At 68.3% G+C, this 18,315-nt stretch carries 19 protein-coding genes, 1 tRNA gene and 1 pseudogene; 11 read left to right on the plus strand and 10 right to left on the minus strand.

The genetic code is table 11. The features are described from left to right. Positions 1-127, minus strand: a pseudogene (locus KBY66_RS05865) (phycocyanin subunit beta); the annotation flags it as partial. A gap of 151 nt (positions 128-278) precedes the next feature. On the opposite strand from KBY66_RS05865, the gene KBY66_RS05870 reads away from it, so the two are divergent. Next, positions 279-1,817 (plus strand): ABC transporter permease/substrate-binding protein, encoded by a 1,539-nt coding sequence (locus tag KBY66_RS05870; protein ID WP_255088323.1) that lies wholly within the window; start codon positions 279-281, stop codon positions 1,815-1,817. A 70-nt stretch (positions 1,818-1,887) separates the two neighbouring features. Next, positions 1,888-2,769 carry a transglutaminase family protein gene (locus tag KBY66_RS05875; RefSeq protein ID WP_255088324.1) on the plus strand — a complete coding sequence of 294 codons (882 nt, stop codon included), beginning with the start codon at positions 1,888-1,890 and terminating at the stop codon, positions 2,767-2,769. An 83-nt stretch (positions 2,770-2,852) separates the two neighbouring features. Here the strand turns inward: KBY66_RS05875 and KBY66_RS05880 are convergent. The 7 genes from KBY66_RS05880 to KBY66_RS05910 all read right to left on the minus strand — a co-directional run bounded on the left by KBY66_RS05880 (position 2,853) and on the right by KBY66_RS05910 (position 6,760). Further along, a tRNA-Pro gene (locus KBY66_RS05880) sits at positions 2,853-2,926 on the minus strand. Positions 2,927-2,941: 15 nt separating this feature from the next. Beyond that, positions 2,942-3,304 (minus strand): hypothetical protein, encoded by a 363-nt coding sequence (locus tag KBY66_RS05885; RefSeq protein WP_255088325.1) that lies wholly within the window; start codon positions 3,302-3,304, stop codon positions 2,942-2,944. Between the two features lie 6 nt (positions 3,305-3,310). After that, positions 3,311-3,496, minus strand: coding sequence for a hypothetical protein (locus KBY66_RS05890; RefSeq protein WP_255088326.1), 186 nt, complete (start codon positions 3,494-3,496; stop codon positions 3,311-3,313). Positions 3,497-3,501: 5 nt separating this feature from the next. Continuing rightward, positions 3,502-3,831, minus strand: a complete 330-nt coding sequence (locus tag KBY66_RS05895) for a hypothetical protein (protein ID WP_255088327.1) — start codon at positions 3,829-3,831, stop codon at positions 3,502-3,504. Between the two features lie 31 nt (positions 3,832-3,862). After that, positions 3,863-4,573 (minus strand): peptide-methionine (S)-S-oxide reductase MsrA, encoded by a 711-nt coding sequence (gene msrA, locus KBY66_RS05900; RefSeq protein WP_255088329.1) that lies wholly within the window; start codon positions 4,571-4,573, stop codon positions 3,863-3,865. Between the two features lie 72 nt (positions 4,574-4,645). Continuing rightward, positions 4,646-4,909, minus strand: a complete 264-nt coding sequence (locus KBY66_RS05905; RefSeq protein WP_255088330.1) for a hypothetical protein — start codon at positions 4,907-4,909, stop codon at positions 4,646-4,648. Between the two features lie 102 nt (positions 4,910-5,011). Beyond that, the gene (locus tag KBY66_RS05910; protein ID WP_255088331.1) at positions 5,012-6,760 is read right to left on the minus strand and encodes an ABC transporter ATP-binding protein; all 1,749 of its coding nucleotides are present in this window, start codon (positions 6,758-6,760) and stop codon (positions 5,012-5,014) included. Positions 6,761-6,841: 81 nt separating this feature from the next. Here KBY66_RS05910 and KBY66_RS05915 point away from each other — a divergent pair, with 81 nt between their 5' ends. From KBY66_RS05915 to KBY66_RS05955, 9 genes are all read left to right on the plus strand, one after another. Beyond that, positions 6,842-7,168 carry a DUF3288 family protein gene (locus KBY66_RS05915; RefSeq protein ID WP_255088332.1) on the plus strand — a complete coding sequence of 109 codons (327 nt, stop codon included), beginning with the start codon at positions 6,842-6,844 and terminating at the stop codon, positions 7,166-7,168. Between the two features lie 146 nt (positions 7,169-7,314). After that, a complete protein-coding gene (trpD, locus tag KBY66_RS05920; protein WP_255088333.1) occupies positions 7,315-8,370 on the plus strand; it encodes an anthranilate phosphoribosyltransferase in 1,056 nt (351 codons plus the stop codon). Then, positions 8,367-9,548, plus strand: a complete 1,182-nt coding sequence (gene carA / locus KBY66_RS05925; RefSeq protein WP_255088334.1) for a glutamine-hydrolyzing carbamoyl-phosphate synthase small subunit — start codon at positions 8,367-8,369, stop codon at positions 9,546-9,548. The genes trpD and carA overlap by 4 nt, the downstream gene beginning before the upstream one ends. A 104-nt stretch (positions 9,549-9,652) precedes the next feature. Next, positions 9,653-10,003: an STAS domain-containing protein gene (locus KBY66_RS05930; RefSeq protein WP_255088335.1), complete on the plus strand. Its 351-nt coding sequence runs from the start codon at positions 9,653-9,655 to the stop codon at positions 10,001-10,003. Positions 10,004-10,070: 67 nt separating this feature from the next. After that, positions 10,071-10,475, plus strand: a complete 405-nt coding sequence (locus KBY66_RS05935) for a ribonuclease III domain-containing protein (protein ID WP_255088442.1) — start codon at positions 10,071-10,073, stop codon at positions 10,473-10,475. Next, a complete protein-coding gene (gene rlmB / locus KBY66_RS05940; RefSeq protein WP_255088336.1) occupies positions 10,472-12,163 on the plus strand; it encodes a 23S rRNA (guanosine(2251)-2'-O)-methyltransferase RlmB in 1,692 nt (563 codons plus the stop codon). The genes KBY66_RS05935 and rlmB overlap by 4 nt, the downstream gene beginning before the upstream one ends. Positions 12,164-12,227: 64 nt before the next feature. Then, positions 12,228-12,476: a DUF1816 domain-containing protein gene (locus tag KBY66_RS05945; RefSeq protein WP_255088337.1), complete on the plus strand. Its 249-nt coding sequence runs from the start codon at positions 12,228-12,230 to the stop codon at positions 12,474-12,476. A 29-nt stretch (positions 12,477-12,505) separates the two neighbouring features. Continuing rightward, entirely contained in the window at positions 12,506-13,972 is a 1,467-nt protein-coding gene (gatA, locus tag KBY66_RS05950; protein WP_255088338.1) for an Asp-tRNA(Asn)/Glu-tRNA(Gln) amidotransferase subunit GatA, read from the plus strand. Positions 13,973-14,010: 38 nt separating this feature from the next. After that, complete coding sequence (locus KBY66_RS05955) at positions 14,011-17,547, plus strand: DNA polymerase III subunit alpha (RefSeq protein ID WP_255088339.1); 3,537 nt, start codon at positions 14,011-14,013, stop codon at positions 17,545-17,547. Positions 17,548-17,557: 10 nt separating this feature from the next. Here the strand turns inward: KBY66_RS05955 and KBY66_RS05960 are convergent, their stop codons facing one another. After that, complete coding sequence (locus tag KBY66_RS05960) at positions 17,558-17,998, minus strand: PAM68 family protein (RefSeq protein WP_255088340.1); 441 nt, start codon at positions 17,996-17,998, stop codon at positions 17,558-17,560. Between the two features lie 9 nt (positions 17,999-18,007). Further along, entirely contained in the window at positions 18,008-18,277 is a 270-nt protein-coding gene (gene rpsO / locus KBY66_RS05965; protein ID WP_255088341.1) for a 30S ribosomal protein S15, read from the minus strand. Positions 18,278-18,315 lie beyond the last annotated feature (38 nt).

Here is an 18,315-nt window from a genome sequence, read left to right on the forward strand (position 1 = left end):
GGTTGACGGCATCCATGCGCTTGTTGCTGTCCGCAACGACCGAAGCCAGGGCATCGATCTGGGATGAGCTGAGGAATTCGCCGCGGGCATCAGCCTGGGCAACGACCTTGGTGAAGGCGTCGAACATCAGGGGTCTCCGGGGTCCGGAAGAAAGGAGCAAGGAAACCTTGGACGATGGCGGCTGCGCTGTGTGGGTCCCTTGACAAAAGGTCATTGAATCAGCCCGTGCCTGAATGCGCAGCACAGAACGCGTGGTCCGGGATGGCCGGGGTGCTCGAATGAGCAGCACCCTTCGCAGCCGGCTGGGGGCCATGGATCCAGGCGCCGCCATCAGAGAGGAGTTGCTGCGCCGTTGCCTGGAGCATGGCCTGCTGGTGACGATCTCAATGGCCCTGGCCCTGGCGATCAGCCTGCCCCTGGGCCTCTGGATCAGCCGCAGCCCCCGCTGGGCCGGCCCCGTGCTCGCCGTGGTGAGTGCCATCCAGACAATCCCGAGCCTGGCCATCTTCGGGGTGCTGATCTCGGTGCCGCTGGTGGGCGGCCTGGGGGCACGGCCAGCGATCGTGGCCCTCACCCTCTATGCGCTGCTGCCCCTGGTGCAGGGCGTGGTCACGGGGCTGACCCAGGTGCCGGTGGGATTGAGGGAAGCGGCGATGGCCCTCGGACTCACCCCGGCGCAGCGGCTGTGGCATGTGGAGGTGCCGGTCGCCCTGCCGGTGGTGATGGCCGGGGTGCGGGTGGCCACGGTGCTCACGATCGCGGTGGCGACGATCGCCGCAGCGATCGGGGCCGGAGGGCTGGGGGTGTTCTTGTTCCGCGGCATCGCCACGGTCGACAACCGGCTGATCCTGCTGGGGGCAGTGCCGGCCGCCCTGATGGCCCTGCTGGCCGATTGGGCGCTCGCCAGCCGCCGCAGGCTGGCCATCGGGCTAGCCCTGGGCCTGACCCTCTCGGCAGGGCTGTGGCTGAGTGGGCCGGCGGCCACGACGACGGTGGCGATCGGCTCGAAGGCCTTCACGGAACAGCTGGTGCTGGGGGAGTTGCTGGCCCAGCAGATCGAAGCGGGCACCAACCTGGCGGTGCGGCGGGACTTTGGCCTCGGCGGCACCCAGATCTGCCAGCAGGCGGTGCGCTCCGGCCAGATTGCCGGCTATGTGGAGTACACCGGCACTGCCTGGGCTTCGGTTCTCAACCAGGCGCCCTTGCAATCCAAGCCGGGATTGGAGAGGGCCGGGGCGGTGTTCGAGCGGGCCCGGGCGCTGTACCGGCAGCGGTTCGATCTGGAGATGTTTCCATCCCTGGGCTTTCAGAACAGCTTCGCGATCCTGGTTCGCGCCGCCCAGGCCGAGGCGAACGGGTTGACCCGCCTCTCCCAGCTGGCGCCCCACGCGCCGCAATGGCGGGCGGGCTTCGGTTTTGAATTTCTGAACCGCCCCGATGGCTATGCCGGGCTGGCCCAGGTTTACGGTCTGCGCTTCAAGGAGCCGCCCCTGGCCATGGATCTGGGCATCACCTACCGGGCCCTGGCCGAAGGACGGGTCGACCTGATCGCCGGAGATTCCACCAATGGCCTGATCGAGACCCTGGCCCTGAGGTCCCTCGCCGATGACCGTCACTACTTCCCCCCCTACCAAGCCGTGCCGGTGTTCAATGGCGCCGTGCTGCGTCGATTACCCAAGCTGGTACCGGTGATCGAAGCCCTTGCCGGCCAGGTCAGCGAAGTCGAGATGCGCCGGCTGAATGCCGCGGTGGATGGGCAGGGCCAGGCGGTGGCGGAGGTGGTGCGCCGCTTCCGCGCCGAGAAGGGTTGGGCCTGAGCCCTGAATCGCCCCAGCAGGGCCAGGGGATCAGGATGGCCGCACAGCTGGCCTTTTCGCAACGGCCGCCATGACAGTGATGTTGCTCCGGATCCACCACACCCTGCGGTTCCGCTACGACCGGCCGGTGTTCCTGGAGCCGATGACCGTGCGGCTCTCCCCCCGGCAGGACGCCACCCAGCAGAGGCTGCGCCATTCCCTGCGGGTGACGGCCGCACCGACCGGGACAGCGTGGACCATCGAGCCCGATGGCAACGAGGCCGCCGTGCTCTGGTTCAGCGAGGAACGCGACAACCTGGAGCTCACAGTGGAGTCGGAGGTGCGCACCCTGCGGGAGAACCCCTTCGACTGGATTTTCACCGACCCCCGGGCCCAGCGGCTACCGCTGGCCTACGCCCCGGCCCTGGCCGCTTCGCTGGCTCCAGCACGGCCTGATCACGCCAGCCCCACCGTGGCGGCCTGGGCCGAGGGCCTGGCCGCCACGGTGGATCGCTCCACCACCACCTTCCTGATCCATCTGTGCGATCAGATCCATGCCAGCTTCCACCACATCGGCCGGATGGATGGAGACCCCCAGACGCCGGAGAACACCCTCGAGAGCCGAACCGGCGCCTGCCGCGACACGGCCATGCTGTTCGTGGCAGCCTGCCGCAGCCAGGGGCTGGCCGCCCGGTTCGTGAGTGGGTATTCGATCCACCATCCGCCGGAGGTCACCGAACAGGAGCTTCACGCCTGGGCTGAGGTGTACCTGCCCGGGGGCGGCTGGCGGGGCTACGACCCGAGCCTCGGCCTCGCCGTCGCCGATGGGCACGTCGCCCTCGCCTCCGCGCCCGACCACCGGCTGGCCGCTCCGGTGGTGGGCAGCTACCGAGGCACCGGTGTGGGCTCGACGATGGATTACACGATCAGCATCGGACCGATCGCGTCTCCCTCCTGCTGCCCCCTGGCCTGAGGACAGAAGCACAGGGCAGCACAGCAAAAAGCCCCGACGAAGCGGGGCTGAATGGGGAAAAAGCTGGAGTGAACCCGTTGACATCGGAGCGGCGGGATTTGAACCCACGACCCCCACTACCCCAAAGTGGTGCGCTACCAAGCTGCGCTACGCCCCGTCAAAAGGGAAGCTATCACAGCTCCCGCGGCAGCCATTCCTCCCAGCGACGGCTGCGTTTGAGCCGCTTCAGGATCCGGGCGGTGAGGCGCTCCCGGCTGAGGCCGGCATAGCCGCACAGCCGCAGGCGACAGGCCAGCAGGCGCAGGTCAGCCAGGTTCAGGCCCGCCAGGCGAAGTTCGGGCTGACGCCGCCAGGCACTGGCGCTCACGGGCATCGAATCGCCCCGCCGCTGGCCAGGCCAGCCCTGCAGGGCCCCATCCGCCATCCACTCCGGCACCAGCACGAACAACACGGCCAGCAGGCCGTAGAACTCGACCAAGCCTTTCGGCAAGGGGTGAAGGTGGCGTTTGGCCTCTGGGCCGGGGGGAGGATCCAAGGCGGCTCAGAGCAGGGTGCCCTTTGGTTGCGGTGCCGGCGGCCGGGGAGCCTCCAGAGCGGGGGACTCCTTCCACAGGAAAGGCGTTTCCACCGGCCCATTCAAGCGGGCATACCAGAAGACCAGGGCGAACACCAGCCCGAAGGTGACGGCGATGGCCAGGAGGGCGGTGCGATCGGGGAGGGGTCCCATGCCGTTCAAACCTGATCCGTGCGCAGGCAAAGAACCCGCTGGGGCAGCCGCTCCAGGGTGAGTTCATCACCCCTGAGGATCAGCCGCAGGGCGTCATTGCCGTAGCGGAGGCCAGGCAGGTCGGAGGGTTCGCGAAACAGGGTGGTGCTTGAGCGGCCGGAGATCAGGGCGGCCTGGGCATCGTTGCGCTCCAGCACCACCTTGTTGTTGTCACGGCAGAGAAAGCTTTCGCGGGTGTCGTAGTTCTCCCACCAGGGCGAGCCCATGGTTTGAGCCGGCCGCCCAGCCAACAGGGCCGAGCCGGTCAAGACGATCAGGATGGACCAGGGCGCCAACAACCAGGGTTTCATCGTTCTGGAGGGGGCATCAGAGGCGGATCGGCTCATTGGAACTGCGCAGCACACAGTGCTGCACCGACCAGTCGTACTGATTCCAGACCTCACTCGGCAGGAGGAAGGCGCTGCCGGGGAAGGGGGTGAGCCTGACGCCGCTGGGACGGGCGGAGCAGTAGGGACGGCTGCCGGGGCGGGCCAGGTACTGCTGGTGGGGTGTTTCGGCAAAGTAGAACGGCTGGCCCACGGTGATCTCCGTGGTGATGGGACCGAAACCGGCGGCCTCCAGCTGCCCCTGGTAATGGGAGCGGCTGGCTTCGGCGAGAGCGAACTGAGCCAGGTCGCTCGCCACGATCGCCGAGCGGTACTGGCTGCCGGTGTCATGGCCCTGGGCCAGCCCCTGGGTGGGGTCATGGCATTCCCAGAACAGCTTGAGCAGATCGCTGAATCCCACCTGGGTGGTGTTCCAGACAACCCGCACCACCTCCGTGTGGCCTGTGCGCCCCGAGCAAACCTCCTCGTAGGTGGGATTGAGGGTGTGCCCTGCGGCATAGCCCACCGCCGTGGTCACCACTCCAGGCAGGCGCCAGAAACCCTTTTCCGCGCCCCAGAAGCAACCGCAGCCGAAGATGGCCGCCTCCTGGCCCTCCTGGAGCGGGGCCTGTATGTCGGTACCGAGCACCACATGGCGGGAGCCGGTGGCAATCGGCTTGGTGCGGCCCGGCAAGGCCTCAGCCGCGGTCACGATCCTCTGCTTGGGGCTGCTCGCCGTTGAACCGAAGAGACCGAACACCGATCGAATGCCGCTCCTGCCAGCCTAGGCGGGGGTTTCGAGCGGCGCTGAAGGCTCCAGGGCGATGTGGTTCAGCAGGGTGGTCGTGAAGGCGAACAGCAGGAACGGCAGGGAGAGCACCAGGATCATGCCCACACCAACCAGGGCGAACAACGGTTTGCTCGAGCCCATCAGAGCAAGGCCGGCGGCCAGGCTCACGAAGATCACCACCATCCAGATCAGCACCTGGCCGTAGATGTCACCGAAGGTGAGCGTGCAGCGCAATTTGTAGGCCTTGGCGGGCTCCATGGCGAGCGCACTGGGTATCCCCAGCTAAGACGAGAAACCGGCGCGTGGGGGCCGGAATCAACAACTCGTTTGATTCGGGCATGCTGATTTGGGCCTGCTGCTTCAGGCCAGCTGCAATTGCTCCTCCGCCTGCTGCCGCTCCCACAGCCGCCGGTAGGTACCCGGCACCTTCAGCAGGTCCTGATGGCGACCCTGCTGCACCAGCCGGCCATCGTCGAGCACCAGCACCCGGTCACAGGCCGCCGCCGCCGAGAGCTGGTGGCTGATCATCAGGATCGTTCGGCCCTGCTGCTCCCGGATCGAGTCCAGGATCGCGGCGGCGGTGTTGTTGTCCACGCTGGCCAGGGCATCGTCGAGCACGAGCAAGGGGGCCTCCACCATCAGGGCACGGCCGAGGGCGGCCCGCTGTCGCTGCCCGCCGCTGAGGGTGATGCCCCGCTCCCCCACCAGGGTCTGATAGCCGTCGGGGAAACCGCGAATGTCGCCTTCCAGTCGGGCCTGCCGCGCCGCCTCCTCCACCAGGGGCAAAGGGGCCTCGGGGACCCCGTAGCGCAGGTTGTCGGCCAGGGTGGCGGTGAACAGGTAGCCCTCCTGAGGCACAAGCGCCACCTGGCGGCGCAGGGCCTCGAGGGCCAGGGCGGTGACATCGACCCCGTCAAGGAACAGGGTGCGCTCAGGCACCTCCACCATGCGACCGAGAGCCCTGGCCAGGGTGGTCTTGCCGGATCCCACCGGCCCCACCACGGCCACCAGTTCACCGGGATGGATCCGAAAGCTCACATCGCTGAGGGCCTCCCGCTGGGCGCCGTCGTAGCGAACGCTGAGGCCCCGGGCCTCAACGGCACCCCGCCCCCCGACCGCCGCCGGTTCGGGCCGGACGGGCGAGACCACCCGGGGCTGCCTGGAGAGGAGCTCCTCCACCCGCTCCAGGCTCACCTGGCCGGTCTGGAAGGTGTTGAGGGTGAAACCGAGCAGGGCCGTGGGGAACACCAGTCGCTCCACGAAGAGGATCAGGGCCACCAGGTTGCCGATGCTCAGGCGGCCGCTCTCGAGCTGGCCGCTGCCGAAGGCCAGCAGCAGCAGCAGGCTGATCGAGGAGATCCCCTCCAGCAGCGGAAACAGGGTGCTGCGGGTGCGAGCCAGGGAGAGGGCTGAATCGCGGTAGTGGCGGTTGCGCCGGGCAAAGGCCTCCTGCTCGGTGTGTTCCTGGCCGTAGATCTTGATGGCGCTGATGCCGGAGAGGTCCTCCTGGATCAGGTCGCTGAGGCTGGCCAGGGATTCCTGCTGGCGCCGTTGCTGGCGCATCATGCGGCCCCCGAACAGGCGGACCACCATCAGCATTCCCGGGTAGAGGCCGAGGGCCGCCAGGGTGAGCAGGGGGTCGATCATCAGCATCGCCGGCACCGTGAGGGCATAGGCCAGGGCGGTGTTGGTGAGGCTGAGCATGGCGAAACCGAGCAGCCGCCTCACGTTCTCCACATCGCTGGTGGAGCGGCTGATCACATCGCCGCTTCCGGTGGTCTGCACCCAGCCAGGTTCCTGGCGGAGCATGTGCTCGAACACCTGCTGGCGCAGGCTGGCTTCCACCTGTCGGCCGACCCCGAACACCAGCATCCGCGAAACCAGCCGGGCCACCCCCATCAAGGAGGCCAGCACAACGATCCAGCCGGCCTGACGCAGCACGGCCGAGATGGCGAAGCCGTCGTGAAGGTCATCGATCACGCCGCGGACCATCAGCGGGATGGTGACACTGAGCAGGTTCACCACCAGCAGCGCCGCGGCCCCCTGGAGCAGCACCTTGCGGTGGGGGCGTAGGTACTTCCAGAGCAGGCCGGGGCGGATGGCGGCCATGGAACGGGGCAAGGGACCCCAACCTACGAATCCAGCCACCGGTGCGAGAGTCGGCGGCCGCCTGCCTTTGCCGGGGATTCGATGACCGACCGCGACCAAGGGGAACCCCAGGCCCATCCGCTCTACGACACGGACCGGAGCGTGGTGGACCGGCTGCTGGCGCTGGAGCGGCCCGCTGAGGGTGATCTGGTGGATCTGGCCCGGCTGCTGATGCGCTACGAGGGCTTTCCCGGTGCCGACGATCTGCAGCGGGATCTGGCCAAGAGCCTGAGCCACTGGGGCCTGAACCTGGAGCAGTTGCATCAGCGCACCCGGGCGATCTGGGCCGCCGGTCACCGCCCCGGCATGGCGGCCGGAGCCGAAGCGGTCGGCAGCGGTTTCGATACGGCCGCCCAGGACAGCCCCTGAGCCGCTCTGGTATTGGTCAGATTCCCCGTTCCCGGGTGATAGTGGAGGCGTCCCCATCACCCGGCCCGGCGTGCCTTGCACCCGGGCTTTTTTTTGGCCGCCAGCCCGCTGCGGCTGTCTACGCTCGGGCTCCTGAACGCCGATCGATGGCCCCAACGACCGCCTGGCCTGGCCTGCTCGACGCCCTGCTGGAAGGGGTTGGCCTGGGGGAGGGCGAAGCCACCGCCTTGATGCAGGGCTGGCTCGATGGACAGATCGAACCGGAACTCACCGGTGCCCTGCTGGCCGCCCTACGGGCCAAGGGGGTCAGTGGCACCGAGCTGGCAGCCATGGCCCGGGTGCTGCGCAACGCCGTTGTCCTGCCCTGTGAGCGCCCCCCCCTCCTGCTGGTGGACACCTGCGGGACGGGCGGCGATGGCGCCGGCAGCTTCAACATCTCCACCGCCGTGGCATTCGTGGCCGCCGCCTGCGGTGCCAGCGTCGCCAAGCACGGCAACCGCAGCGCCAGCGGCAAGGTGGGCTCCGCCGATGTGCTCGAAGCCCTCGGCCTCAACCTCCAGGCTCCCGCCGAAACCGTGGTCGGCGCCCTGCCCGGCAGTGGCGTCACCTTCCTGTTCGCCCCCGGCTGGCATCCGGCCCTGGTCGGCCTGGCGCCGCTGCGTCGATGCCTGGGCATTCGCACGGTGTTCAACCTGCTCGGACCCCTGGTCAACCCCCTGCGGCCCGAAGCCCAGGTGGTGGGAGTCGCCCGCCCCGAGCTGCTCGAGCCGATGGCCGAGGCCCTGGTTCACCTGGGGCTGGAGCGGGCCGTCGTCGTCCACGGCCACGGCGGCCTCGACGAGGCCTCCCTCTCTGGTGCCAGCGAGCTGCGGCTGGTGGAGCAGGGGGCGATTCGTCGCCAGCTGATCGACCCGGCGGCGATGGGCCTCGAGTTTGCCCCGCTGGAGGCCCTGGCCGGCGGTGATCTCGAGACCAACCGACACATTCTCGAAACCGTGCTGCGCGGTGGCGGCAGTGCCCCGCAACGGGATGTGGTGGCCCTGAACACGGCCATGGTGCTGTGGGCCGCCGGTCGCGCCCCTTCGCTGCAGGAGGGCCTGGATCTGGCCCGCGCCAGCCTGGCCGCCGGGGCCGGCTGGCAGCGGTTGCTGTCCCTGCGCCAGGCCCTGGATCCCTTGCCCGAGGTGGCTGCTGCGGGATGATCGAAACCACAAGCCTGGCCCCCTTGACCGTTGCTCCCCCCCCCGTCACCGGCGAGGCCCTGCTTGTCCTGGCCGATGGCACCGTCCTGCGCGGCAGGGCCTTCGGAGCGAAGGGCACCGCGATCGGCGAGGTGGTGTTCAACACCGGCATGACCGGGTATCAGGAAGTGATCACCGACCCCAGCTACGCCGGTCAGCTGGTCACCTTCACCTATCCGGAGCTGGGCAACACCGGCATCAACCCCGAGGATCAGGAGGCCGACGGCCCCCAGGTGCGGGGGGTGATCGCCCGCCAGCTGGCCCCCCTCCCCAGCAACTGGCGCTGCACCGAAAGCCTGGCCCCCTGGCTCGCCCGCCATGGCGTCGTGGGGATCGAAGGGGTCGACACCCGTGCCCTGGTGCGACGGCTGCGGGAGGGCGGCGCCATCAACGGGGCGATCAGCAGTGATGGCAGCGATCCCCACAACCTGCTGGAGCGCGTCCGCAGCAGCCCCTCCATGGAAGGATTGAACCTGGCGGAGCAGGTCAGCACCAGGCAGGCCTACCGGTGGGAGAAGCTCTGCCGGGCCGACTTCGACCAGCGCCTGCAGGCCAGGCCAGCTCGGCCCTACCGGGTCGTGGCGATCGATTTCGGCATCAAGCGAGCCATCCTCGAGCGCCTGGCCGCCCACGGGTGCCAGGTGCAGGTGCTGCCGGCCGACAGCACGATCGATCAGGTGCTGGCGCTCGATCCCGAGGGTGTCTTTCTCTCGAACGGCCCGGGCGATCCGGCCGCGGTTCAGGCCGGCATCCGCCTGGCGCAGGGCCTGCTTGGCCAGCCAACCCTGCCCCTGTTCGGCATCTGTCTCGGCCATCAGATCCTGGGGCTGGCCCTGGGCGGAACCACCTACAAGCTGACCTTCGGCCATCGGGGCCTGAACCATCCCTGCGGCGGCAAGGGGATCGTGGAGATCACCAGCCAGAACCACGGCTTCGCCCTCGAGGCCGCCTCCCTGCCCCAAGATCAAGTCACCGTGACCCACCACAACCTCAATGACGGCACAGTGGCGGCCCTGCGCCACCGCCACCAGCCGGTCTTCGGGGTGCAGTACCACCCGGAAGCCAGTCCGGGCCCCCACGATGCCGACCACCACTTCGGCCGTTTCGTCACCTTGATGGCCGAACGGCGCAGCCCCTGAATCGTTCCGATTGTGTGTGGTCTTGATTCCCCTTTTCCGTTCACTCTCTACACTTCGATCGCCGTTTCGCATCGAGGCCTGGGGAGATTCCTGAACTGCAGCGTTTGACCGTGTCCCTGCGGGGTGGTTTTGAGCGGCAGGCCCTCTGTCTGCTGTTCAGCTTCACAGGCCAACTGGATGCCTACTCGGACAAACAGTTCAAGGAATTCGTCCTCCTGCACCAGGGCACCAGCACCCTGCCCCTTGTGCTCGATTTGACCCACATCGATTTCATCGACTCCTCCGGCCTGGGGGTGTTGGTGCAACTCGCCAAGCTCTGCAGCGACGCCGGCATCCGGTTCCTGGTGGTGGGCAATGCCCGGGTCGTCCAGACCGTGAAGCTCGTGAGGCTCGAGGAGTTCCTCCACCTCCAGAGCGACCTGAACGCGGCCCTTCGTGCCCTCGCCACCGCCTGATCGGCTGCCAGATGAGCCCCCTGGCCGGCACCTGAACCGGGAGGAGCGATCAGCCTGTTCCAACTGGCTGCCTCAGGGCGCGGGCCTTCAAGCAGCCGAACTGGGCCCCCTGCAGCTGGCCTGGCTCGGGGATGCGGTCTGGGAACTGCACCAGCGCCTGCGCCACTGCCGGGAGCCGGGGCGCAGCGATGCCCTGCACCGGGCCGTCGTGGAGGAGGTGCGCGCCGGGGCCCAGGCCGAGGCCCTTGCCCGGCTGGATCCCCTGCTCACCGACCAGGAGCGGGACTGGGTGCGGCGGGGACGCAACCGGGCTGGCCGGGGACCCCGCCGCGGCAACGCGGCGACCTATGGCCAGGCCACGGGATTTGAGACAATGGTGGGCTGGCTCTTTCTGCGGAACCCCGGACGGCTCGCTCAGCTGCTGGATCATCTTGAACAGCCCGGACCCGACCCTTTGCCTGATCTTCCATGACCCAACGATTTGAGCGCCGCAGGCCGAGGGGGTCAGAGGGCGGCGACGACCGGCCAGGCCCCGGGGCCCGTGGGGGCAAACCAGCACGCTTCAGCGGTCCAAGGCCCGACTGGCGGGGCGGGGCTCCGGATCGCGAAGGCCGCGAGGGAAGGGAGGGACGCGAAGGCCGTGAAGGGGCCGAGAGCCGCAGGGGGCCCCGGCCCGGCGATCGGCGTGAGAACTTCAAGCGGCCCAGTGGCGACGGCCGCCCCGCCCGCGTGATTCCAGCCAGGCCTGGCGCGCGCCGGATCGAACCGGGCGGAAGGCCCGCCGGGGCCAAACCCGCCTACGGCAAGCCCTCGTTTGGCAAACCGGCCTTTGGCGCCAGAGCAGCTTTCGGATCCAGGACTTCGGGTGGTGACCGTGATCGGCCCGCCTTCGGCAAGCCAGCCTTCGGCAAACCGGCCTTCGGCAAGCCATCGTTCGCGAGAAAGCCCTCCTTCAGCAAGCCGGCCTACGAGAAATCCCGCTTCGCCGATCGGCGCCCGAGCGCACCGGGCGCCAACCTCCGGGAGAGGCCGGCCGACCAGGTCCGGGAGCGGGAGGATGCCGTCGAACCCACCGGTGAATCCGAACGGTTCGGCGCCGAGCCGGCCGAGGACATGATCTGGGGCCGCCATTCGGCCCAGGCCGCTCTGGAGAGCGACCGGCCCATCCACCGCATCTGGTGCACCCCGGAGCTGCGTTTCGCCCCCCGGTTCCTGCAGTTGCTGCGCGAAGCGAAGGCGGGTGGGGTGCTGGTCGAAGAGGTGAGCTGGGCGCGACTGGGCCAGCTCACCGGCGGCGCCGTGCACCAGGGCATCGTGCTGCAGGCAGCCGCTGCCGACACCCTGGATCTCGCCAGCCTGATCGAGGGTTGCCGGGGAATCGGGGAACCACCCCTGCTGATGGCGGTGGACGGCCTCACCGATCCCCACAACCTCGGCGCGATCGTTCGCAGCGCCGAGGCGCTCGGGGCCCACGGGCTTGTGCTGCCCCAGCGACGCAATGCCGGGCTGACCGGATCGGTTGCCAAGGTGGCCGCCGGGGCCCTGGAGCACCTGCCCGTCGCCAAGGTGGTGAACCTCAACCGTTCGCTGGAGCAGCTCAAGGACGAGGGCTACCGCATCGTCGGTCTGGCCGAAGAGGGCACGGTCAGCCTGATCGAGGCTGATCTCGATGGTCCCCTGGTGGTGGTGACGGGCTCGGAATCCCAGGGGCTTTCGATGCTCACCCGCAAGCACTGCGACCAGCTGATCCGCATCCCCCTGCGGGGAGCCACCCCGAGCCTCAACGCTTCGGTGGCCACCGCCCTGCTGCTCTACGAGGTGGCCCGCCGCGGCTGGATGAAGACAATCATGGGAACCTCTCCGGCGCCCCGGATCGTGCGGCCCCAGCTACCGAGCCAGGCCGCCTCGACTGGGCCCGAGCTGGAGCTGGAGCCCGAGCTGGCGGTGGAGCTGGAGCCCTCCATCGAAGCGCCGATCAACGCCGAATCCAGCCTGGCGATGGACACCGAGGACGACCTCGCTTCCGTTCCCCACTCTCCCGTCATCGATCTCGAAAGCGGGCCGGACTCCAGCCTCGGCGAACCGGGAGACCTCGCCGATGGGGAACAAGCCGGGGCCCCGGAGCTTCCGTGCGCGTTTCAAGGCGACATCCAGCTCTGAATGACCCCAGCCGACCCCCGGGCTGGGGCGGCAAGGGCACAATGGGCTGAATCGAACGGTCCCCATGAACCCGCTCCTTCAGCCCCTCCGCAGCCTGGCCAATGGTCTGGGCCTGGCCTGGTGGGCGAAGGTCCAGACCGCCTCCCCTGACGTCATCTACTGGTTCGGCCCCTTCCTGCGGCGCCACGAACTGGAGACGAAGCTGCCGGCCTTTCTCGCCGACCTGCAGGCCGAAGCTCCGGGCTCCATCCGCCACGAGGTGCTGCGGTTGCGCCGCAGCGAGCCACTCACCGAAGAGCTCGGGCCTGGCTGATAGCGTCGCCCCATTGCCTGCAGAACGCCATGGGGATCGCCGAGTGGCGGGAGCAACTGAAGCGAGGCGAGCTCTCGGCCCGTGAACTCACCGATCACCATCTCGCCCGCATCGCGGCCGTTGATCCCAGCGTCCATGCCTTTCTGGAGGTCACCACCGAGCGGGCCCGGGCCGATGCCGATCGGATCGATGCGGCCCTGGCCGCCGGCGAGCCACTGCCCCCCCTGGCCGGCGTCCCCCTGGCCATCAAGGACAACCTCTGCACCAAGGGCATCGCCACCACCTGCTCCAGCCGGATGCTGGAGCACTTCCTGCCGCCCTACGAATCCACCGTCACCGAGCGCCTCTGGCAGGCGGGGGCGGTGCTGATCGGCAAGACCAATCTCGACGAGTTCGCCATGGGCAGCTCGACGGAAACCTCCGCCTTCGGGCCCAGCCGCAACCCCTGGGACCCGGAACGGGTGCCAGGCGGCAGCTCAGGCGGCAGCTCCGCCGCCGTGGCCGCTGGCGAATGCATGGCCGCCCTCGGCTCTGACACGGGCGGCTCGATCCGCCAGCCCGCCTCCTTCTGTGGTGTTGTGGGGCTGAAACCCACCTACGGCCGGGTCAGCCGCTGGGGGCTGGTGGCCTTCGCCAGCTCCCTCGATCAGGTGGGCCCGTTTGCCACCACCGTGGCTGATGCGGCTGAAGTGCTCCAGGTGATCGCTGGCGAAGACCCCCGCGACGGCACCTGCCTCCAGGCTGCCGTGCCCGACTACGCCGCCGCCCTCCAGCAGCCGGTGGCCGGCCTGCGGGTGGGGCTGATCCGGGAATGCTTCGACCAGGACGGCCTGGCGCCGGAGGTGGCCGCCGCCGTGATGGCCGCCGCCGACCAGCTGCAGGCCCTCGGCTGCGAGCTGGTGGACGTGAGCTGCCCCCGCTTCAACGACGGGATCGCCACCTACTACGTGATCGCCCCGTCGGAGGCGTCAGCCAACCTGGCCCGCTACGACGGCGTGAAGTACGGCCACCGCTCCGAGCAGGCCGGCAGCCTCGCCGAGATGACTGCCCGCAGCCGCACCGAAGGCTTCGGCGCGGAGGTGCAGCGCCGCATCCTGATCGGCACCTATGCCCTCTCGGCGGGCTACGTCGACGCCTTCTACAAGAAGGCCCAGCAGGTGCGCACCCTGATCCGCCGTGACTTCGACCGGGCTTTCGAGGGCGTCGACGTGCTGCTCGCCCCCACCTGCCCAACCACGGCGTTCCGCTTCGGCGCCCACAGCGATGACCCCCTGGCCATGTATCTGGCCGACCTGCTGACGATTCCGGCCAACCTGGCCGGGCTGCCGGCGATCAGCCTGCCCTGCGGCTTCGATGCGGCGGGCTTGCCGATCGGCCTGCAGCTGATCACCGGCGTGCTCGAGGAGCCGCGCCTGCTGCAGGTGGCCCACCACTACGAGCAGGCGGCGCGGGTGATGGAAGGGCACCAAGCACCAGATCTGGTGGTTCGCCGGTAGGCTGGGCGCATCCTGTGGTGGTGATGCCCCTCGACGCCATGGCTTTCGTCCCCCTCCACAACCACAGCGACTACAGCCTGCTGGATGGGGCGAGCCAGTTGCCGCAGATGGTGGAGCGGGCCGTGGAGCTGGGCATGCCGGCCCTGGCCCTCACCGACCACGGTGTGATGTATGGCGCCATCGAGCTGCTGAAGCTCTGCACGAAGGCGGGCATCAAGCCGATCATCGGCAACGAGATGTATGTGATCAACGGCTCGATCGAGGATCCGCAGCCGAAGAAGGAACGCCGTTACCACCTGGTGGTGCTGGCCAAGAACGCCACCGGCTACCGCAACCTGGTCAAGCTCACCAGCATCAGCCACCTGCGGGGCATGCGCGGCCGGGGCATCTTCTCCCGCGCCTGCATCGACAAGCAACTGCTGGCGCAGCACAGCGAGGGCCTGATCGTGGCCACGGCCTGCCTGGGCGGCGAGATTCCCCAGGCGATCCTCAAGGGCCGCCCCGATGTGGCCCGCGACGTGGCCCGCTTCTACCAGGGCCTTTTCGGCGCCGATTTCTACCTGGAGATCCAGGACCACGGCTCACCGGAAGACCGGATCGTCAACGGGGAGATCGTACGGATCGCCGCTGAGCTGGGCATCGAGCTGATCGCCACCAACGACGCCCACTACCTCAGCAGCGCCGATGTGGAGGCCCACGACGCCCTGCTCTGCGTGCTCACCGGCAAACTCGTCACCGACGAGAAGCGCCTGCGCTACACGGGCACCGAATACATCAAGAGCGAAGCGCAGATGGGGCGGCTGTTCGCCGACCATCTGGAGCCCGACGTGACCGCCCGGGCGATCGCCAACACCGCCCGGGTGGCCGAAAAGGTGGAGGCCTACGACATCCTCGGGCGACAGCAGATGCCGCGCTTCCCGATCCCGGATGGGCACACGGCGGTGAGCTATCTCACGGCTGTGGCCGAGCAGGGGCTGCGCGAGCGGCTCCGGCTTGCCGTCGATGATCCGATCGATCCCCTCTATGGCGAGCGGCTTGCCTTCGAGCTCCAGGTGATGGAGCAGATGGGCTTCCCCACCTACTTCCTGGTGGTGTGGGATTACATCAGGTTCGCCCGGGAGAGCGGCATCCCGGTGGGCCCCGGTCGGGGGTCAGCAGCCGGTTCGCTGGTGGCCTACGCCCTGGGGATCACCACCATCGACCCAGTGGTGCACGGCCTGCTGTTCGAGCGCTTCCTCAACCCCGAACGCAAGTCGATGCCGGACATCGACACCGATTTCTGCATCGAGCGCCGCGGCGAGGTGATCGACTACGTCACCCAGCGCTACGGCGAAGACAAGGTGGCCCAGATCATCACCTTCAACCGCATGACCTCGAAGGCGGTGCTCAAGGATGTGGCCCGGGTGCTCGACATCCCCTACGGCGACGCCGACCGGCTGGCCAAGCTGATTCCCGTTGTGCGGGGCAAACCCGCCAAGCTGGCCGAGATGATCGGGCCCGATTCACCGGCGCCGGAGTTCCGCGAGAAGTACGAAAAGGACCCGACCGTGCGCCGCTGGGTCGACATGGCGCGGCGGATCGAGGGCACCAACAAAACCTTCGGCGTCCATGCCGCCGGCGTGGTGATCGCCGCCGAACCGCTCGATCAGCTGGTGCCGCTGCAACGCAACAACGACGGCCAGGTGATCACCCAGTACTTCATGGAGGACGTGGAGGCGATGGGCCTGCTGAAGATGGATTTTCTGGGCCTCAAGAACCTCACCATGATCGACAAGACGATCGATCTGGTGGAGCGCAGCAGTGGTGAACGCCTCGACCCGGATGCGCTGCCGGCCGATGACCCCGGCACCTACGACCTGCTGGCCCGCGGCGATCTTGAAGGCATCTTCCAGCTGGAATCGAGTGGCATGCGCCAGATCGTGCGCGACCTCAAACCCTCCTCGCTCGAGGACATCTCCTCGATCCTGGCGCTGTACCGGCCAGGTCCGCTCGATGCCGGCCTGATCCCCAAGTTCATCAACCGCAAACACGGCCGCGAGGCAATCGATTTCGCCTGCCCGGCCCTGGAGCCGATCCTCAGGGAAACCTACGGGATCATGGTCTACCAGGAGCAGATCATGCGGATCGCCCAGGATCTGGCCGGCTATTCCCTCGGCGAAGCCGATCTGCTGCGGCGGGCGATGGGCAAGAAGAAGGTGTCGGAGATGCAGAAGCACCGCAGCCAGTTCGTGGAGGGCGCCACGGCACGGGGCGTCGACGGGGCGGTGGCCGAAGCCCTGTTCGTGCAGATGGTGCTGTTCGCCGAATACTGCTTCAACAAGAGCCACTCCACGGCCTATGGAGCGGTGACCTATCAAACCGCCTACCTCAAGGCCCACTACCCGGTGGCCTACATGGCCGCCCTGCTCACGGTGAATGCCTCCGCCACCGACAAGGTGCAGCGGTACATCGCCAACTGCCAGGCGATGGGCATCGAGGTGATGCCCCCCGATCTGAATGCCTCCGGCATCGACTTCACCCCAACCGGCGATCGCATCCTCTTCGGCCTCTCGGCGGTGCGCAACCTCGGCGAAGGGGCGATCCGTCAGCTGCTGGAGGCCCGCCTCACAGATGGCCCCTTCGCCTCCCTGGCCGACCTCTGCGACCGCATCCCCACGAACCTGATGAACCGCCGGGCGTTGGAATCGCTGATCCACTGCGGTGCCCTCGATGGCCTGGAGCCGGCGGGAAACAGGGCCCAGCTGATGGCGGATCTGGATCTGGTGCTGGATTGGGCCGGCTCCCGCGCCAAGGATCGGGCCAGCGGCCAGGGCACCCTGTTCGATCTGTTTGGCAACACGGATGCCTGCACCACGCCGGAGCCGGCAGGACTGCGGGGTGACCTCTCCACGGCGCCGAAGGCCGCCCCGGTGGCCGATTACCCCCCCAACGAGAAGCTGAAGCTGGAGAAGGAGCTGGTGGGCTTCTACCTCTCCGACCACCCGCTCAAGCAGCTGGCCCGGCCGATGCGCCTGCTCACCCCGATCGGGCTGGCCAGCCTCCAGGAGCAGACCGACAAGGCCCGCGTCAGCGTGGTGGCGATGGTTGCGGAACTGCGCCCCGTCACCACCCGCAAGGGCGATCGGATGGCGGTGCTGCAGCTCGAAGATCTCAGCGGCAGCGCTGAAGCCGTGGTGTTCCCCAGAACCTTCGCCCGCCTGGCCGACCACCTGATGCCCGATGCCCGGCTGCTGATCTGGGCGTCGGTGGATCGTCGCGACGAGCGGGTGCAGCTGATCGTCGACGACTGCCGTGCCATTGATGACCTGCGCTTCCTGATGGTGGAGCTGCAGGCGGAGCAGGCGGCCGACATCGCCGTGCAGCACCAATTGCGCGAGTGCCTGGTGCGCCACCGGCCCGAGCAGGAGGAGGCGGGGGTGCGGGTGCCGGTGGTGGCCCTTGTGCACCAGGCCAATGAGTCCTGCTACGTGCGCCTCGGCCACCAGTTCTGCGTGCGCGATGGCGAAGCGGCCGTGGCCAGCCTCACCGCCGCCTCGTTCACAGCCCGCTTGCGCTCACCGCTGCAGCTGGCCTGAGCGGGGCGGCTCAACCTGAAGCCTTGCCCCCCTGCCGCATCGCCTTGAGCGAAGCGCTCACCCGCCCCAGGTTCAGGCCGATCTGCTCGGTTCCCAACCGGCTGCCGGGAGCTTCCTCCCAGCTGGCCGAGAGCACGCCATAGCTCAGGCCGAGCAGGCCAAGCAAAAAACAGCCGCCGGAGGCAGCCAGGGTGACCACGGTGGGGATGGGGAGGATATCGCGGCTCACCAGCAGATAACTGGCCACGAACACCGCCATTCCAAGGAAAGAAGGCACCCCGGTGGCGATGGAGATGCGGCGGGCCATTCGGTTGGCCACCACCGACGGGATCACCTGGGAGCCGGAGGTCTTGGCCGGTTTGGCTTTGGGCTGGGACTTGGCACCACCCCCTGCCCTGGCGGCCGCAGGTCTGTCGGGCTTGAACGGCAGGGGCTTGCGCTTGGCCGCCATGACGATCGCTCAGCCCCGGATGCCGAGCTTGGCGATCAACTGGCTGTAGCGCTCCTCGCTCTGGGCGCGGAGATAGCCGAGCAGCCGCTTGCGGCGCCCGATCATCTTGAGCAACCCCTGGCGAGAGGAGAAATCGTGCTTGTTCTGCTGCAAATGGCCGGTGAGCTGCACGACCCGCTCGCTCAACATCGCCACCTGGACCTCGACGGAGCCGGTGTCAGTGCCGTGGGTCTGGTGGCTGTTGATCAGTTCCTGCTTTTTGGTGGTATTGAGCGGCATGCCGACGTTGAGCCCTGACGGTGCAAACCGACAACCTA

Origin of the sequence: Synechococcus sp. Tobar12-5m-g, from assembly GCF_024345415.1 — a bacterium.
Classification (GTDB): Bacteria; Cyanobacteriota; Cyanobacteriia; order PCC-6307; family Cyanobiaceae; genus Regnicoccus.

Coding starts and splice junctions, on each gene's coding strand:
- KBY66_RS05870 (WP_255088323.1), top strand. CDS start 279: ATGAGCAGCACCCTTCGCAGCCGGCTGGGGGCCATGGATCCAGGCGCC.
- KBY66_RS05875 (WP_255088324.1), top strand. CDS start 1,888: ATGACAGTGATGTTGCTCCGGATCCACCACACCCTGCGGTTCCGCTAC.
- KBY66_RS05890 (WP_255088326.1), bottom strand. CDS start 3,496: ATGGGACCCCTCCCCGATCGCACCGCCCTCCTGGCCATCGCCGTCACC.
- KBY66_RS05905 (WP_255088330.1), bottom strand. CDS start 4,909: ATGGAGCCCGCCAAGGCCTACAAATTGCGCTGCACGCTCACCTTCGGT.
- KBY66_RS05910 (WP_255088331.1), bottom strand. CDS start 6,760: ATGGCCGCCATCCGCCCCGGCCTGCTCTGGAAGTACCTACGCCCCCAC.
- KBY66_RS05915 (WP_255088332.1), top strand. CDS start 6,842: ATGACCGACCGCGACCAAGGGGAACCCCAGGCCCATCCGCTCTACGAC.
- trpD (WP_255088333.1), top strand. CDS start 7,315: ATGGCCCCAACGACCGCCTGGCCTGGCCTGCTCGACGCCCTGCTGGAA.
- carA (WP_255088334.1), top strand. CDS start 8,367: ATGATCGAAACCACAAGCCTGGCCCCCTTGACCGTTGCTCCCCCCCCC.
- rlmB (WP_255088336.1), top strand. CDS start 10,472: ATGACCCAACGATTTGAGCGCCGCAGGCCGAGGGGGTCAGAGGGCGGC.
- KBY66_RS05945 (WP_255088337.1), top strand. CDS start 12,228: ATGAACCCGCTCCTTCAGCCCCTCCGCAGCCTGGCCAATGGTCTGGGC.
- gatA (WP_255088338.1), top strand. CDS start 12,506: ATGGGGATCGCCGAGTGGCGGGAGCAACTGAAGCGAGGCGAGCTCTCG.
- KBY66_RS05955 (WP_255088339.1), top strand. CDS start 14,011: ATGGCTTTCGTCCCCCTCCACAACCACAGCGACTACAGCCTGCTGGAT.
- KBY66_RS05960 (WP_255088340.1), bottom strand. CDS start 17,998: ATGGCGGCCAAGCGCAAGCCCCTGCCGTTCAAGCCCGACAGACCTGCG.
- rpsO (WP_255088341.1), bottom strand. CDS start 18,277: ATGCCGCTCAATACCACCAAAAAGCAGGAACTGATCAACAGCCACCAG.